The organism is Frankia sp. EI5c, assembly GCF_001636565.1.
Lineage (GTDB): Bacteria > Actinomycetota > Actinomycetes > Frankiales > Frankiaceae > Parafrankia.
Genome location: NZ_LRTK01000021.1, coordinates 61636 through 76858, shown reverse-complemented (window position 1 = coordinate 76858; position 15223 = coordinate 61636). Strand labels below are relative to the sequence as shown.

Here is a 15223-nt window from a genome sequence, read left to right as displayed (position 1 = left end):
CGCGGTGACCATGGCCGCGGGGTGTGGAATGCCGGCCCGGAACTGTTCTCCGGGAACAGTTCCGGGCAGCTACCTTCCGGTCGGTCAGGAAACATTTGCCTGTTTGGGACAACTGGGAGCACAGATCCCGGGACTCAGTGGCGGGCCGGGCACCAGCTGGGCCGCAGGGCCTCGAGAACGGCCTCCGGCCCGGTGGCCCGGTCGACGACCAGCCAGGGGGCCACCCAGCCGGTGTCCGCCAGGGTGCGGTAGACGTCCGCGCAGCGCTCCTGCAGCCCCGCGTCGCTCTCGAAGGTGTCCAGGGCGCGGCTGGTGTCGCCGGCCGCGCGGGCCCGCGCGCCGGCGCGGGCGGTCTCCACCGGTACGTCCAGCAGGACCTGCAGGTCCGGCCGGGGCAGGCGCAGGTCGGTCAGTTCCACCTCGGCCAGCCAGGTGAGGAAGTCCGCCCGCTGGGCGGCCGGCAGCCGCGCGGCGCCGTAGGCGGCGTTCGAGGCCACGTACCGGTCGACGATGAGGACGTCATACGCGGCCGCGGCCGCGGTCAGCTCCGGCAGCGCGTTCGCCCGGTCGAGCGCGAACAGCAGCGCGGTCGCCCGGGCCGAGGCCGCCAGGCCCGCGAGGCGCTCGTCGCCGTCCAGCATCGCCCGGACGGCGGTGCCGAGCGGCCCGGCGGCGTAGCGGGGGAAGGAGAAGACCCCGGCGGTGCGCCCGTCCGCGGCCACGGCCTCGACCAGCCGGGACGCCAGCGTGTGCTTTCCGGCCCCGTCCACACCCTCGATCGCGACGATCATCGCCGCACCACCCGCGGCCCGGTGGACGTCGCGCCCTGCCCGATCCCGCTCACAGGCTGCCTGATTCCGCTCACAAGCTGTCCGATCCGCTCACAAGGTGGTGAGCCTAGCGGCGGCCGGCGTTCAGGACGGCGTGGTGTGGGCTCGCGTGGTTGTCACGGCGGTCGTCTCGCGGCCGGGTTCCTCCAGGCGGTAGACGCGCCGGGCGTTGCCCACCCCGATCATCTCCGCCAGCCGGGCGGCGTCATCCTCCGTCCAGTCACCGGCGGCGAGCCCGTCGGCCAGGACGGCCGACAGCGCCCGCCGGAAGAGCAGCGAGCCGAGCAGGTAGAGCTCGCCGAGCCCGAACGCGTCCGTGGAGAAGAGGAAGCGGTGGAACGGGGCCAGTTCGAGCGCCTCGCCGAGCAGCGCCGACGCGCGCCGCCCGAGGTTCTGGGTGGCGAGTCCGACGTCCATGTGCACGGTCGGGAGGATCTGCGCGAGGTAGCCGGCCTCCCGGTGGTAGGGGTAGCAGTGCAGGAGCATCACCGGCACGCCGGTCGGGGCGAGCGTGCGCAGCAGGCCGGTGAGCAGCAGCGGGTTGCACCGGTCGAGATCGAGATCGGCATCGCCGTAGCCGACGTGGATCTGGATGGGCAGCCCGGCGTCCACGCCCGTCCAGATCAGGAAGGCGTGCAGGAGCGGGTTGGCGAGCCGGATGGGCGCGCCTCGGCGGATCTGGCCCAGCCACTCCCGGACGGCGGCCGTGACCTCGCGGTCGGTGGGCCGGGTTGCCGGCAGGGCCAGCCCGACGCGGTACGCGGCGACGGATTTCAGCCCCACGGTCGTCGGGCTGGCGCCGGCGAGCCGCTCACGCACGGAGTCGGCGAAGTGGTTGACGCCGAGCTGGCCGGTCACGATGTCGACGGCGAGGGTCTCGGCCAGGCGCTCCAGCCGCAGGATGTCGTGGCCCCGGCCGCCGGAGGCCAGCGCGATCTCGCTGGCTGACATCAACGGCTCTGGCAGGTAGCCCGCGTCGACGCAGAACGAGCCGATGCCGGCGGCGCGCAGGAACCGTCGGTTGACCTCCTCCACGCCGAGCTCGCGGCGGCGGGCCAGGTACTCCTCGGGGCAGCTGAGCGGCGGCAGGTCGAGCACGGGGGCGCACCAGCGGCGCACGGCGAACCCGATGTTGCTGTCGAACAGCGTCGTGCCGGCCGNGGCGGGCTCGTCGGACTCGGTCAGCATCCGTTCGAAGTCGGTGCGGTCGAGGTCGCGGGTGAGCAGCCCGTGGCAGTGATGGTCCACCAGGTAGAGGTTCTCCACGCAGGGCAGCACCACATGATCGTGCCCGTTCGGTGGCCTCCGCAAGCCTGCCGCTCGCGTCTTCGGGTGGACGGGTGGGGTCGGCGGCTGCCTTGTCCCCTGAACCCAGGGCTGTGGATAACTTGTGGATGGCGGCCCTCATCCTGGGGATAGCCGTTTCCGTGCCCCCGGTATGTCCGCTGCTGGCCGGCCTTTCCCGGGACACCCGCCTGTGGACGAACACGACGGGTGGCCGAGACGAACGCTCCGCTCGGAATCATGATGGCGGTCGGGAGGGGGCGCCGCGGCACGGATCGGCGCCGGGCAGCCGCGCAGCCGCGCAGCCGGCCGGAGGGCAGCCGGGCAGCCGGCCGGAAGAGGGGAGCGGCCGGGCGGATGAGCGGGTCGGCGGATGGTGCGAACGGGGCGGATGGGATCAGGGGGATCGCGGCCGGGCTGGCGGCGCACGGTGTCGCGGCGATCGCGCTCACCTGGGTGGACAACGCCGGTCTGACCCGCGTGAAGGGCGTGCCGGTGGGGCGCCTGGGCCACGCGGTGACCCACGGGGTCGGGGCCTCACCGACGTTCGACGCCTTTCTCGTCGACGACAGCACGCTCGTCACCCGGTACGCGGGTGGGCCGGTCGGTGATCTGCGCCTGCGGCCGGACCTCGGCCGCCTCACCCGGCTGCACGCGCAGCCCGGCTGGGCCTGGGCCCCGGCCGACCGCCGCACGCTCGCCGGCCCACCCCACCCGCAGGACGCACGCGCGTTCCTGCGTCGCCAGGTGCGGCGACTGGCGCGGCGCGGCCTGCGTTGCCTCGCCGGCTTCGAGATCGAGTGGATGGTCTCGCCGGCGGGCCGGGACGGCTTCACCGCCGCCTGCTCGGGGCCCGCGTACGGGATGACCAGGATCGTCGAGCTCTCGGACTATCTGCGTGACATCGTCGTCGCGCTGACCCGGCAGCGGGTCGACGTCCTGCAGATCCATCCGGAGTACGCGCCGGGGCAGTTCGAGGTGTCCGTCGCGGCGGAGGACCCGGTCGGCGCGGCGGACACGTCCGTGCTGGTGCGGGAGACGGTGCGGGCGGTCTCGGCGCGGCACGGGCTGCGGGCGTCCTTCGCGCCGAAGGTCGTCGCCGGGGGCGTGGGCAACGGCGGCCACCTGCATCTCAGCCTGCACGGCGACGGCGGGAACCTGATGTCGGCGGGCGCGGGGCCCTGCGGGCTCACCAGCCGCGGGGAGGCGTTCGTCGCCGGGATCCTGCGGCATCTCCCGGCGCTGATGGCGCTCGGTGCGCCGAGCGTGGCCTCCTACCTGCGGCTGGTGCCGTCGCACTGGGCCGGGGTGTATGCCTGCTGGGGCCTGGAGAACCGGGAGGCCGCGCTCCGGATGATCACTGGTCCGGCGGGTGAGCCGGACGCGGCGAACATCGAGGTGAAGTGCTTCGACCTGGCCGCCAACCCCTACCTCGCGCTCGGCGGAGTCCTCGCCGCGGCACTGGAAGCACTGGAAACGCTGGAAGCACTGGAAACGCTGGAAACGCAGGAGGGACCGGAAAGGCTGGAGGGGCTGGACGTGAGCGGGGGCGCGCCGCGCTCGGCGGGTGGCCCCTGCACGCTGCCGGAACCGGTAGCCGGCGATCCCGCCAGCCTGAGCCCGGACGAACTGGCCCGCCGCGGGGTTCGGCGGCTGCCGGTGTGCCTCGCGGAGGCCGTGCGTGCCTTCGAGGCGGACGACGTCCTGCGGGCCGCGCTGGGGGACGGCCTGCACGACACGATCGCGGCGGTGCGCCGCGGCGAGATCGAGCTCTTCGACGGCGTCGAGCCGGCGGAGATCGTCGAACAGGTCAGGTGGCGTTACTGAGCGCGGCGGCGGCCCCGAGCGCGGCGGCGGAGCGGGCCGAGCGGTCGAGAGACTGACGGCTTTCCCGCGCGCCCGCTGTGCGCTCCGCGCCCGTTGTTGTTTGGTTGTGGCGTCTTCGCTCCCGGGCGGGGTACCAGACCGGGACGGAGGGCGGCGGCTGGTGATCTGGTCGACGAAACGTATGTCACGAATCTTGGCGCCCGGCGACCAAACCGTCGAAAATTGGCGGACCCCTCGGTCCGTGTGGGACGTTCCGGGGCATTCCTTGAGGAGCTGCGCGTGCGCAAGGTGCTTGTGGCAAACCGCAGTGAGATCGCGGTACGGGTGTTCCGGGCAGCTCATGAGCTGGGGCTGCGCACGGTCGCGGTCTACACCCCTGAGGATGTGTCGGCGTTGCATCGGACGAAGGCGTCCGAGGCGTACGAGTTGTGCGAGCCGGGTCATCCGGTACGTGGCTATCTGGACATCGAGGCGCTGCTGCGGGTAGCGAAGATCGCGGATGCGGACACGTTGCATCCGGGGTACGGCTTCCTGTCGGAATCGGCNGTGCTGGCGGAGGCATGCGCGGCGGCTGGCGTGACGTTCGTCGGTCCGCCGCCGGAGGTTCTGCGGCTTACCGGTGACAAGGTGGCGGCCCGTAACGCGGCGATCGCGGCCGGGCTGCCGGTGCTGCGGGCGTCGGAGCCGCTGCCGGACGGGGAGGGTTTCGCGGAGGCCGCCGAGCAGGTCGGTTTCCCGCTGTTCGTGAAGGCCTCCGGCGGTGGCGGTGGGCGCGGGCTGCGCCGGGTGCTGCGCCCGGAGGATCTGGCGGAGGCGGTGGCGAGCGCGTCGCGCGAGGCCGCGGCGGCGTTCGGTGACGGGACGGTGTTCCTGGAGCAGGCGGTGGACCGGCCGCGGCACGTCGAGGTGCAGGTGCTGGCGGACACCTACGGAAACGTGATCCATCTGTTCGAGCGCGACTGTTCGGTGCAGCGCCGTCACCAGAAGGTGGTGGAGATCGCCCCGGCACCGGCGTTGGNCCCGGAGGTGCGGGACGCCCTGTGCGCCGCCGCGGTGCGGTTCGCCCGGCACGTCGGCTATGTCAACGCGGGCACGGTGGAGTTCCTGGTCGGCGCGGACGGCGCGTTCACGTTCATGGAGATGAACCCGCGGATCCAGGTTGAGCACACGGTGACCGAGGAGGTCACCGGGGTTGACATCGTCGGCGCGCAGCTGCGGATCGCGGCGGGGGAGAGCCTGACCGACCTGAACCTGGGCCAGGAGGCCGTCACCCTGCGCGGCACCGCGATCCAGTGCCGGGTCACCACCGAGGACCCGTCCGACGGGTTCCGGCCCGACACCGGAACGATCACCTTCTACCAGTCGCCGGGTGGGCCGGGGGTGCGCCTGGACGGCGCGACCTACCCGGGTGCCCAGGTCAGCCCGTACTTCGACTCGCTGCTGGTCAAGCTGACCACCCGCGGCGCGAGCCTGGAGAAGGCGTCGCGGCGCGCCCGGCGGGCGTTGAAGGAGTTCCGGGTGCGCGGGGTGCGCACCAACATCGAGTTCCTGACCCGGCTGCTGGCCGACCCGGACTTCCTGGCCGGTGGCGTGACGACGTCCTTCATCGACGAGCGGCCGGGGCTGCTGAGCGCCGTCGACGACGGGGACGCGACCAGCCGGATGCTGGCACGGCTCGCGGAAAGCACGGTGAACGGCCACGCCCGTCCGGGCGGGCGGGCGCTGACCGATCCGCGGACCATGCTGCCGCCGCTGCCGGCCACCACCCCGGCCGCCGGGTCGCGGCAGCGGCTGGTCGAGCTGGGTCCGGCCGGCTGGGCCGCGGATCTGCGGGCCCGCCCTGAGCTCGCCGTCACCGACACCACCCTGCGGGACGCGCACCAGTCGCTGCTCGCGACCCGGCTGCGCAGCTTCGACATCCTCGCCGCCGCCCCGACCTTCGCCGCCGCGACCCCCGGGCTGCTCAGCCTGGAGTGCTGGGGCGGCGCCACCTACGACGTCGCGCTGCGGTTCCTCGCCGAGGACCCGTGGGAGCGCCTCGCCGCGCTGCGCGGCGCGGTGCCCAACATCTGCCTGCAGATGCTGCTCCGGGGCCGCAACGCCGTCGGCTACACCCCCTACCCGGACGATGTCGTCCGCGCCTTCGTCGCCGAGGCCGCCGCCGCCGGGCTGGATATCTTCCGCATCTTCGACGCCCTCAACGACATCGAGCAGATGCGCCCGGCGATCGAGGCCGTCCTGGAGACCGGGACGACCCTCGCCGAGGGCACGCTGTGCTACACCGGCGACCTCACCAACCCCGGCGAGAAGATCTACACCCTCGACTACTATCTGCGCCTGGCCGAGCAGCTGGTCGAGGCCGGGGTGCACCTGCTGGCCATCAAGGACATGGCCGGGCTGCTGCGGCCCGCCGCCGCGAGCCGGCTCGTCACCGCGCTGCGGGAGCGGTTCGACCTGCCGGTGCACCTGCACACCCATGACACCGCCGGCGGGCAGCTCGCCACCCTGCTCGCCGCGTGCGAGGCGGGGGTCGACGCCGTCGACGCCGCCGCCGCCCCCATGTCCGGCGGCACCAGCCAGCCGAACCTGTCCGCGCTCGTCGCCGCCACCGACCACACCCCCCGCTCGACCGGCATCGACCTGTCCGCACTGTCGGCGATGGAGGCCTACTGGGAGGCGGTCCGGGACCTGTACGCCCCGTTCGAAGCCGGCCTGCGCGCCCCCACCGGCGCCGTCTACCGGCACGAGATCCCCGGCGGGCAGCTCACCAACCTGCGCCAGCAGGCCATCTCGCTCGGCCTCGGTGACCGCTGGACCCAGGTGACCGAGTGCTACGCCGTAGCCAACGACCTGCTGGGCAAACCCATCAAGGTCACCCCCACGTCCAAGGTCGTCGGCGACCTCGCCCTGTTCATCGCCGGCGGCAGCGTCGACGTCGACCGGCTGCGCGACCACCCGGAGGAATACGACCTGCCCGCCAGCGTTCTGGGCTACCTCGCCGGTGAGCTCGGCACGCCGCCCGCCGGTTTCGCCGAGCCCTTCCGCGAGCGGGCACTGGCCGGCCGGCATCCGCAGCCCCCCGCCGCCACCCTGCCCCCCGCCGACGCCGCCGCCATCGCCACCCCCGGCGCCGACCGGCGCGCGGCGCTGTCCCGGCTGCTGTTCCCCGGCCCCTGGAAGGACTACACCCAGGCCGTCGCCACCTACGGCGATTCGGGGGTCATCCCCACCGAGGCGTTCCTCTACGGGCTGCAGCCCGGCCGGCCCGTCCACGTCTTCCTCGAACCCGGTGTCGAGATCATCGTCGAGCTCGAAACCGTCGGTGAGCCGGACGACGCCGCCATGCGCACCCTCTACCTGCGGGTCAACGGCCAACCCCGGCCCGTCCGCGTCCGCGACGCCGCAATCAAGACCACCGCGGCCGCCGCCCGCCGCGCCGAGCCGGCCAATCCCGCCCATGTCGGCGCCGGCCTCCCCGGCATCGTGACCTTCGCCGTCGCCGTCGGTGACACCATCGAGAAGGGCCAGAAGCTCGCCGTCATCGAAGCGATGAAAATGGAAGCCGCGGTCACCGCCACCGCCAGCGGGACCGTCACCGAACTCGTCCGCGCCAGCGGCGAATCCGTCGAGGTCGGAGACCTGCTCCTCGTCCTCGGTTCCTGACGCCGGTCGGCCGCGGCGGCGCACTGCCGCCGCGGCCCACGGCCGACCCGGCCACCGCACCGACCCGGGCGGGTGCCCTGGTCAGACGTCGGTGGCGTTCCCGTTCCCGTGCCNGCGACCGCGCAGCCGTGACGGATGGAACACCCAGGCGCGCAGCAGCAGGAACCGGGCCACGGTCGAGGCGAGGTTCGCCAGGACCAGCACGCTGAGTTCGGGCAGCCGGCCCGGCTCGTCGCTCAGGGCGTGCAGAACGGCCAGCGAGCCGCTGGTGAGCCCGAGACCGATCGCGAACACGAACAGTCCCTGCAGGTGATGGCGGCCGGCGTCGTCGCGGCCGCTGACACCGAAGGTGAGCCGGCGATTGGCGGCCGTGTTCGCGACCGCGGTCACCAGCAGCGCGACGAGGTTGGCGACCTGCGAACCGGTCGCGTCGCGCAACAGCAGGAACAGCACCAGATAGGCCAGCGTGCTGGCGGTCCCGATCCCGATGAAGCGCAGCAGCTGGCCGGTCAGCCCCGCCGGCACACCGGGCACGGAGGTGCGCGGGCCGGAGCGGGCCGCCCCGGTGCCGCCCAGGGGGGCTCGCCCGAACTCGCGGCGCAGCTCGGCGATGGGCAGCGTGCCCGTGCCGAGCGCGCGGGCGAGCCGGGCGACCCCCTTCAGGTCGGCCACCGCGGTCGCGACGACGTCCACCCGGCTGTCGGGGTCGTCGACCCAGTCCACCGGCACCTCGTGGATCCGCAGCCCGCTGCGCTGGGCGATGACCAGCATCTCGGTGTCGAAGAACCACCCGCTGTCCTCGACCAGCGGCAGCAGGCTGGCGGCGACGTCCGCACGGATCGCCTTGAAGCCGCACTGCGCGTCGGTGAAGCGGACGGCGAGTGTGCCGCGCAGCAGGAGGTTGTAGCACCGCGAGATCACTTCACGCCTGGGCCCGCGCACGACCCGTGACGATCGGGTGAGGCGGGTCCCGATCGCGAGGTCCGAGNGGCCGGAGATCAGCGGAGCGACCAGCGGGAGCAGGGCGGCCAGGTCGGTGGAGAGATCGACGTCCATGTAGGCAAGGACGGGTGCGGCCGAGATGCCCCAGGCCGCGCGTAGCGCCCGGCCGCGTCCCTTGGCGTCGAGGTGCATGACCGAGACCTCGGGAAGCTCCTGTTCCAGGGCCTGCGCGATTGCCAGCGTCCCGTCCGTGCTGGCGTTGTCGGCGACCGTGATCTGGAACGGGTAGGGAAAAGTGGTCCGAAGGTGTTCGTGCAGCCTGCGGACACAGGGAGCGAGGTCGTTCTCCTCGTTGAAGACCGGGATGACGACATCGAGGACCGGACGGACCGGGAAAAGCTGTTCCCCGCGGGGTCCGGGTATCAGGTGCGTCTGTGGAATTCCCCCGCCCGAGGCCGCGGCCGGTTTTCCGAACCGGGCCGCCGAGGCCGGGTCCGTGCTGGTCACCCTCGTGCTGATCCAGGCATCCGTGCTCATGCCCGCACCGTCCACTCGCGGGCTGTGGTGGCTGTGTGCGGATGCTGTGCGCCCGCTGTGAGCCTGTTCCGCGATCTCTCGGAAGAAGGAACGGAAAAGAAACACGACGCTCCTGTCGGATTTCCGGATGATTGCCGGTCATGGTGCGGTGGCCGGGCGGCACGAAGATGCCGGCCCGGCCACCGGGGCCGCGCCCCGCCGGATTTCCGGCTCAGGTGTTGGAGCTGTCCGACGAATCCGCCGCGGCCGGGGCGGTCAGGTCGTAGAGGGTGACGTTGCCGACGGTGGTGGCAGTGAAGTTCTCCTGGACCCAGGCGGCTATCTCACTCGCCGCGCGGCTGCCGCCGTTCTGACCGCCGAATCCGCCGCCGCCGATGAAGTAGTGGATGCGGCCCTCGGCCACGTACTGCCTGAACTGGTCGAGGGTCGGCGACGGGTCGCTGCCGTTGAACCCGCCGATCGCCATGACCGGGTCGCCGGTGGCGAGCTGGTAACCGGCCGCGTTGTTCGATCCGACCGACGCGGCCACCCAGGTGTAGGAGGAGGCGTCCTTCTCCAACAGGGCGAGGATCTCGTCGCTGGGCGCGCTGGCACCCAGCAGACCGCCCATGCCGCCGCCCATGCCGCCGCCGCGCGTGCCGCCGCCGGCGGTGCCGCCGCCGGGGAAGCCGCCGCCGGGGAAGCCGCCGCCGGGGAAGCCGCCGGTACCGCCTGGGAAAGCCCCGGTACCCTGCCCGCCGGGCAGGCCGGGTGCGGCCCCACCGCCGGGCATGGTGCCGCCGGGCATGGTGCCGCCGGGCGGGGTGCCGTTCTGGCCACCCGCCTGCGTACCGCCGCCGCCCGGCCCACCGAAGGCGCCGCCGGGCCGGCCGCCGCCTGGGCCGCCGCCGAAGCCGCCGCCGCTCGGGCCGGCGGACGGGATCGAGCCGGTGTGCGGAACGGCCGCGGTCGCGACCGAGTACCCCAGTGGCCCGAGCAACATCGCCACCAGTGCGGCCGCGGTGACCACCGCCCGCGCGGGCCCGGGCAGCCAGGTGAACACCACGAACAGCAGCGCCGCGGTCAAGCCGATGATCAGAACCGCCCAGCGGATCCACGGGTGCCAGTCGGGCGTCCGGTTGAGCAGGACGAACGACCAGATCGCGGTCAGCGTCAGCGCCCCGGCCAGGGTGACCGACGCGGCCGGGTGGTTCCGCCGACGCCACAGCACAGCGCAGCCCATGCCGACCAGCGCGCCGACCGCCGGCGCGAGCGCCACCGTGTAGTAGGCGTGGAAAATCCCCTTCATCTGGCTGAACACGATGCCGGTGACCAGCAGCCAGCCTCCCCAGAGCACGAACGCCGCCCGCGCCGGATCGGTACGCGCCGCCCGCCTGGTCACCCACAGGCCCGCCACCAGCAGGACGAGTGCGGTCGGGATCAGCCAGGAGATCTGGGAGCCGATCTCGGAGCCGAACATCCGGCCCCAGCCGGTCGACCCCCACATACCGCCACCGCCACCGCCGGGGCCACCGGGGCCGCCGCCGGCGCCACCGCCACCGCCACCGACACTGCCGGTCTCGTTGCCGGTGAGCCGTCCCAGGCCGTTGTAACCCAGCGTGAGCTCAAGAATGCTGTTGTTCTGCGAGCCGCCGATATACGGGCGGGACGACTCCGGGACGAGTTCGACGATCGCGATGAAGATCCCGGAGGGAATCAGCAGCCCGAGCGTCCCGGCGCCGACCTGCCACAGCCGCCGGGTGAACCGGGTGGGCGCGATCGCGAGATAGACGATCGCCAGCACCGGGACGATCAGCAGCGCCTGCAGCATCTTCGTCAGGAAGCCGAAGCTGACGAAGACCCCGGCCCACACCAGCCAGCGGGTGCTGGCGGTCTCGATCGCCCGCAGGGTCGCGTACGCCGCGGCGATCAGCAGCAGGACGAGCAGGGCGTCCGGGTTGTTGAACCGGAACATCAGGGTCGCGACCGGGGTGAGTGCGAGAACCGCGCCGGCGATCAGGGCCGCCCCCGCGGGGAAGGCGCGGCGCACGGTCAGGTAGAGCAGGCCGACAGACCCGACGCCGAGCAGTGCCTCCGGGACGAGGATGCTCCAGGAGCTCACCCCGAAGATCCGCGCCGACAGCGCCATCAGCCACATAGCCGCCGGAGGCTTGTCGACGGTGATGGAGTTCCCCGCGTCGGAGGAGGCGTAGAACATCGCCTTCCAGCTCACCGACCCCGCCTGGGCTGAGGCCGAGTAGAAGGCGTTCGCCCAGCCGGAGGCGCCGAGGTCCCACAGGTAGAGCACTGCTGTGGCGAGGAGCAGTCCGATCAGCGCGGGCCGCACCCAGCGGGGGTCGTCCGGACGCCCGCGCACCAGCCGGCGCACCCGACCTGGCCGACCACCGGTGGGCTGGTCGGTTCTCGTGAGCGGGTCGCCGCGGCGGAGGGGCGAGGAAGGATCGCCGCCCGGACCGGAACCGGCGGCGGGCGGAGGCCCGTCCCCGGCTTCCCCCGGAAGACCGGCCTGGCCGGTCGGTGGTGGCGGCGTCGGTGTGATCGGCATGAATATCAGCCTCAGGCCGGGACCTTTACCGCCCTTGTGTGCCGCCTGTGCGTCACCTGTGAGGATGCGCGGCGCCGTGCGGTTCCGCGGCGCCGTGCGGTTCCGCGGGGTCGTCTGGTTCCGCGGGATGGTGCGGTTCCGCGGTACCGACTGACCTCGCCTGCCTGGGTGGTGCCGCGTCCGGAGCCTGCTCGGGCTGGTGCGCCTGGGCTGTGCCGACGGGTAGCAGCACTGTGAACACGGTCCGCCCGGGCCGGCTGGTGGCCTCGACCTGCCCGTGGTGTGCCTCCACCACGGCAGCGACGATGGACAGCCCCAGACCGGTGCTGCCGGCCGATCGGGAGCGGGAGCTGTCTCCCCTCGCGAACCGCTCGAACACGCGGGGCAGCAGCTCGGGAGGTATCCCCGGCCCGTCGTCGACCACCTGCAGCACCGCGTACGTCACGGGTGGGGCGGCGGCGCCGGGTGCGGTCGGGCGGGTCCGGGTCGTCAGCCTGGCCGTCACCCGCGTTCCCGGCGGAGTGTGGCTGCGGGTGTTGGCGAGCAGGTTGGCGAGCACCTGGTGCAGGCGCTCCGGATCCCCCGCCGTGGTGATGGGCTCATCCGGCAGGTCGAGCTCGAAGCGGTGCGTGGGCGCGGCGACATGGGCGTCGCTCACGGCGTCCACCACCAGCCTGGAGAGGTCGACGGTCCGCCGCTCCAGCGGGCGGCCGGAGTCCAGCCGGGCCAGCAGCAGCAGGTCGGAGACGAGCGCCGTCATGCGGGCGCTCTCGGATTCGACCCGCCCCATGGCGTAGACGACGTCCGGCGGGACCGTGGCATGGGTGCGCCGGGTCAGCTGCGCGTAGCCGCTGATCGCGGCGAGCGGGGTGCGTAGCTCGTGGCTGGCGTCCGCGAGGAACTGCCGCATGCGCGTCTCGCTGGCGTGCCGCGCGGCGAAGGCCGCCCCGATGTGGCCGAGCATCCGGTCGAGCGCCGCTCCGACCTGCCCGACCTCCGTCCTCGGGTCGGTGTCGACGTCCGGTTCGAGCGCCGGGAGGTCGACGGCGCCGCGGTGCAGGGGCAGTTCCGCCACCCGCGCGGCCGTGGCCGCCACCCGGCTCAGCGGCCGCAGGGTGACCCGGATGATCGCCGCGCCGGCGACGGCGGCGGCGAGTACCCCGAGCGCCGCGACGAGCGCGCCGATCGCCGCCGTGCGGGTCAGGGTCGCTCCGACCTCGTCCATCGGCAGGCCGATGAGGACGACGGATCCGCCGGCCCGGTCGATCTGGGCGGTCAGCCGGTACTCGCCGCGGCCGCTGATCGCGTGGGTGTGCGGGGTCGCGTCCGGCGGGATCCGAGCCAGCACGGCGAGGTCGGCGTCCGTCAGCGGGATCAACGAGTTGTTGTCGATGACCGCGGCGGTGACGCTTTCGACGAGGTCGCGGACATCCCGGTTGAGTGCGGCNGGTGGGTCCTCGGGGCCGGTGGGTTCGACGGGCACCCTGTCCCGCAGTTCGATGATCGCGCCGATGGTGCCCTGTGCCTGGCTGCGTCCCAGGAGCGCCCCCAACCGATCGGCCGCGGACCGGGCTCCGCCGCCGCCCGGAACGGGCCGGGTGTCGGCACCGTCACCGGGTGCCGCATCGTCGACGGGAGCGGTTCCGTCGTTCCCGGGAGTGTTCCCGGGAGTCGTGTCGCCGGGGGGTGCCGCTCCGCCGTAGCCCGGCACGATCGGCATGTCCACGTTGATGAACGAGCGCCTGCTGGCGTCCGTCAACCGGTCGTCGAGCTGCTCGACGAGCACGCCGCGCAGCGCGACCAGCGTCACGAAGACGATCACCGCGGAGATGACGGTGAGCAACGCGAGCAGTAGCACGAGGAGCCTGACCCGCAGCGACCAGCGCGCCGGGCCACGGCGCCGGACCGCGCCCGGCCCACCGCCCGGCCCACCGCCCGGCCCACCGCCCGGGTTGCCGGGCGCCCCGGTGGCGGTGTCCGTCATCACCGGCGCCGGCTCAGGTCGCCGGGCGCAGGACGTAACCGGCTCCGCGCATGGTGTGGATCATCGGCGGGCGGCCGGCGTCGATCTTCCGGCGCAGGTAGGAGACGTAGAGCTCCACGACGTTGGCCTGGCCGCCGAAGTCGTAGTTCCACACCCGGTCGAGGATCTGGGCCTTGCTCAGCACCCGGCGGGGATTGCGCATGAAGAAGCGCAACAGCTCGAACTCGGTCGCGGTCAGCCGGACCTCCTTGCCGGCCCGGGTGACCTCCCGGCTCTCCTCGTTCATCACCAGGTCGCCGACGGTCAGCACGGCGCCGTCCCAGGACGTCGAGCGGTGCAGCCGGCGGAGCAGACCGCGCAGCCGGGCCACCAGCTCCTCCAGGCTGAACGGCTTGGTGACGTAGTCGTCGCCGCCCGCGGTCAGGCCGGCCACCCTGTCCTCCACCGCGTCGCGGGCGGTGAGGAAGAGCACCGGTACCTCGGGGCTCTCCGCCCGCAGCCTGCGCAGGACCTCCAGGCCGTCCATGTCCGGCAGCATGATGTCGAGGACCACCGCGTCCGGCCGGAAGTCGCGGGCGGCGCGCAGCGCGTCGCGCCCGTCGGCGGCGGTGCGTACCTCCCAGCCCTCGTAGCGCAGCGCCATCGACAGCAGCTCCGACAGGGTGCTCTCGTCGTCCACGACCAGGATGCGGGGGCTTGACGGCTGCATATCGCCAGGATGCGACCGGTTCCTGTGTGCCGGCTGAAGATCCTCTGTGTGCCCGCTGTGTCCCTCGGGGCCGTGCTGGCAGGTCGGCGGCCCGGCCTGGCCGGCTGTCGCCTGGTGGTCACCGTTTCCGCCAACCGGCGGGTTCCCGAGCGGCTTGCGCGGGTGAACGCGGGCCTACAGTGGACGAATGGCCGTACGTGTGGTTCTCGCCGAGGATAATGCCCTGCTCCGGCATGGTCTTGCGACTCTCATCGAGCGTGCGGACGGCCTTGATCTGGTCGGCACGGCGACTGACCGGCCGTCTCTCGAGCAGGCGGTCCGCGACCAGGACCCGGACGTGGTGGTCACCGACATCCGGATGCCGCCGTCCCGGTCGGACGAGGGCATCAAGGTCGCCGGGTGGCTGCGGCGGGAGCGCCCCCGGGTCGGGGNGGTCGTGCTCAGCCAGCATGCCGAGGCCACCTACGCCCTCGCGTTGCTCGAAGGCGGCTCGTCCGGCCGTGCCTACCTGCTCAAGGAGCGGGTGGCCGGGGTCGACGACCTGCTGCGGGCCATCCGCGCGGTCGCGGCCGGCGAGTCGGTGATCGATCCGGCCGTCGTCGAGGGCCTGGTCGCCGCGAACGCCCGCCGCCAGCACAGCGAGCTGGAACGGCTGACGCCGCGGGAGCTGGAGGTGCTCAGCCACATGGCCCAGGGCTGGAGCAACGCGGCCATCGCCGCGGCCCTCGTGCTGTCCGAGCGGGCGGTCGAGAAGCACAGCAACTCGATCTTCGCCAAGCTCGGGCTCACCGACGAGCCGGACCTGAACCGGCGGGTGAAGGCCGTCCTGCTGTATCTGCATTCGGGGCACCGGCCGGCCGGTGAGCCGCCGGGGAAGGTAGCCACACCGACCTGATGACATG

At 73.0% G+C, this 15223-nt stretch carries 8 protein-coding genes and 6 pseudogenes; 6 read left to right on the top strand and 8 right to left on the bottom strand.

All coding sequences use genetic code 11. From position 1 onward, the window contains the following. Positions 1-134 precede the first annotated feature (134 nt). From UG55_RS12305 to UG55_RS47055, 3 genes and pseudogenes are all read right to left on the bottom strand, one after another. The gene (locus UG55_RS12305; protein ID WP_066067210.1) at positions 135-791 is read right to left on the bottom strand and encodes a dTMP kinase; all 657 of its coding nucleotides are present in this window, start codon (positions 789-791) and stop codon (positions 135-137) included. A 123-nt stretch (positions 792-914) separates the two neighbouring features. Further along, positions 915-1990 (bottom strand): annotated as a pseudogene (locus UG55_RS12300) (amidohydrolase family protein); the annotation flags it as partial. A gap of 1 nt (position 1991) precedes the next feature. Then, positions 1992-2111 (bottom strand): annotated as a pseudogene (locus UG55_RS47055) (amidohydrolase); the annotation flags it as partial. A gap of 360 nt (positions 2112-2471) precedes the next feature. Between UG55_RS47055 and UG55_RS12295 the strand changes: the two are divergent. The 4 genes and pseudogenes from UG55_RS12295 to UG55_RS12290 all read left to right on the top strand — a co-directional run. After that, positions 2472-3941: a glutamine synthetase family protein gene (locus UG55_RS12295; RefSeq protein ID WP_066067313.1), complete on the top strand. Its 1470-nt coding sequence runs from the start codon at positions 2472-2474 to the stop codon at positions 3939-3941. A 279-nt stretch (positions 3942-4220) separates the two neighbouring features. Further along, positions 4221-4486, top strand: a pseudogene (locus UG55_RS36040) (biotin carboxylase N-terminal domain-containing protein); the annotation flags it as partial. Between the two features lies 1 nt (position 4487). Beyond that, positions 4488-4959 (top strand): annotated as a pseudogene (locus tag UG55_RS36035) (pyruvate carboxylase); the annotation flags it as partial. 1 nt (position 4960) lies between these two features. Beyond that, positions 4961-7604, top strand: a 2644-nt coding sequence (locus UG55_RS12290; RefSeq protein ID WP_242424231.1) for a pyruvate carboxylase, incomplete at its 5' end; no start/stop codon positions are given. Positions 7605-7718: 114 nt separating this feature from the next. On the opposite strand, the pseudogene UG55_RS36030 reads toward UG55_RS12290, so the two are convergent. From UG55_RS36030 to UG55_RS12270, 5 genes and pseudogenes are all read right to left on the bottom strand, one after another. Further along, positions 7719-8592: pseudogene (locus UG55_RS36030) on the bottom strand (GtrA family protein); the annotation flags it as partial. A gap of 1 nt (position 8593) precedes the next feature. After that, on the bottom strand, positions 8594-9188 hold a 595-nt coding region (locus tag UG55_RS36025), incomplete at its 3' end, for a glycosyltransferase (protein WP_242424230.1). A gap of 106 nt (positions 9189-9294) precedes the next feature. Further along, complete coding sequence (locus tag UG55_RS12280) at positions 9295-11628, bottom strand: glycosyltransferase family 39 protein (protein WP_066067201.1); 2334 nt, start codon at positions 11626-11628, stop codon at positions 9295-9297. A gap of 52 nt (positions 11629-11680) precedes the next feature. Next, positions 11681-12853, bottom strand: a complete 1173-nt coding sequence (locus tag UG55_RS36020) for a sensor histidine kinase (RefSeq protein ID WP_396230878.1) — start codon at positions 12851-12853, stop codon at positions 11681-11683. A 772-nt stretch (positions 12854-13625) separates the two neighbouring features. Continuing rightward, a complete protein-coding gene (locus UG55_RS12270) occupies positions 13626-14321 on the bottom strand; it encodes a response regulator transcription factor (protein ID WP_066067198.1) in 696 nt (231 codons plus the stop codon). 187 nt (positions 14322-14508) lie between these two features. On the opposite strand from UG55_RS12270, the pseudogene UG55_RS36010 reads away from it, so the two are divergent. Further along, positions 14509-14752: pseudogene (locus UG55_RS36010) on the top strand (response regulator); the annotation flags it as partial. Between the two features lies 1 nt (position 14753). Continuing rightward, a partial coding sequence (locus UG55_RS12265; RefSeq protein WP_242424229.1) for a response regulator transcription factor occupies positions 14754-15216 on the top strand: 463 nt, incomplete at its 5' end. Between the last annotated feature and the right edge of the window lie 7 nt (positions 15217-15223).

What these genes read in the sequence shown, in the direction of transcription:
- UG55_RS12305 (WP_066067210.1), bottom strand. Translation starts at nt 791, where the DNA reads ATGATCGTCGCGATCGAGGGTGTGGACGGGGCCGGAAAGCACACGCTG.
- UG55_RS12295 (WP_066067313.1), top strand. Translation starts at nt 2,472, where the DNA reads ATGAGCGGGTCGGCGGATGGTGCGAACGGGGCGGATGGGATCAGGGGG.
- UG55_RS12280 (WP_066067201.1), bottom strand. Translation starts at nt 11,628, where the DNA reads ATGCCGATCACACCGACGCCGCCACCACCGACCGGCCAGGCCGGTCTT.
- UG55_RS36020 (WP_396230878.1), bottom strand. Translation starts at nt 12,853, where the DNA reads ATGGACGAGGTCGGAGCGACCCTGACCCGCACGGCGGCGATCGGCGCG.
- UG55_RS12270 (WP_066067198.1), bottom strand. Translation starts at nt 14,321, where the DNA reads ATGCAGCCGTCAAGCCCCCGCATCCTGGTCGTGGACGACGAGAGCACC.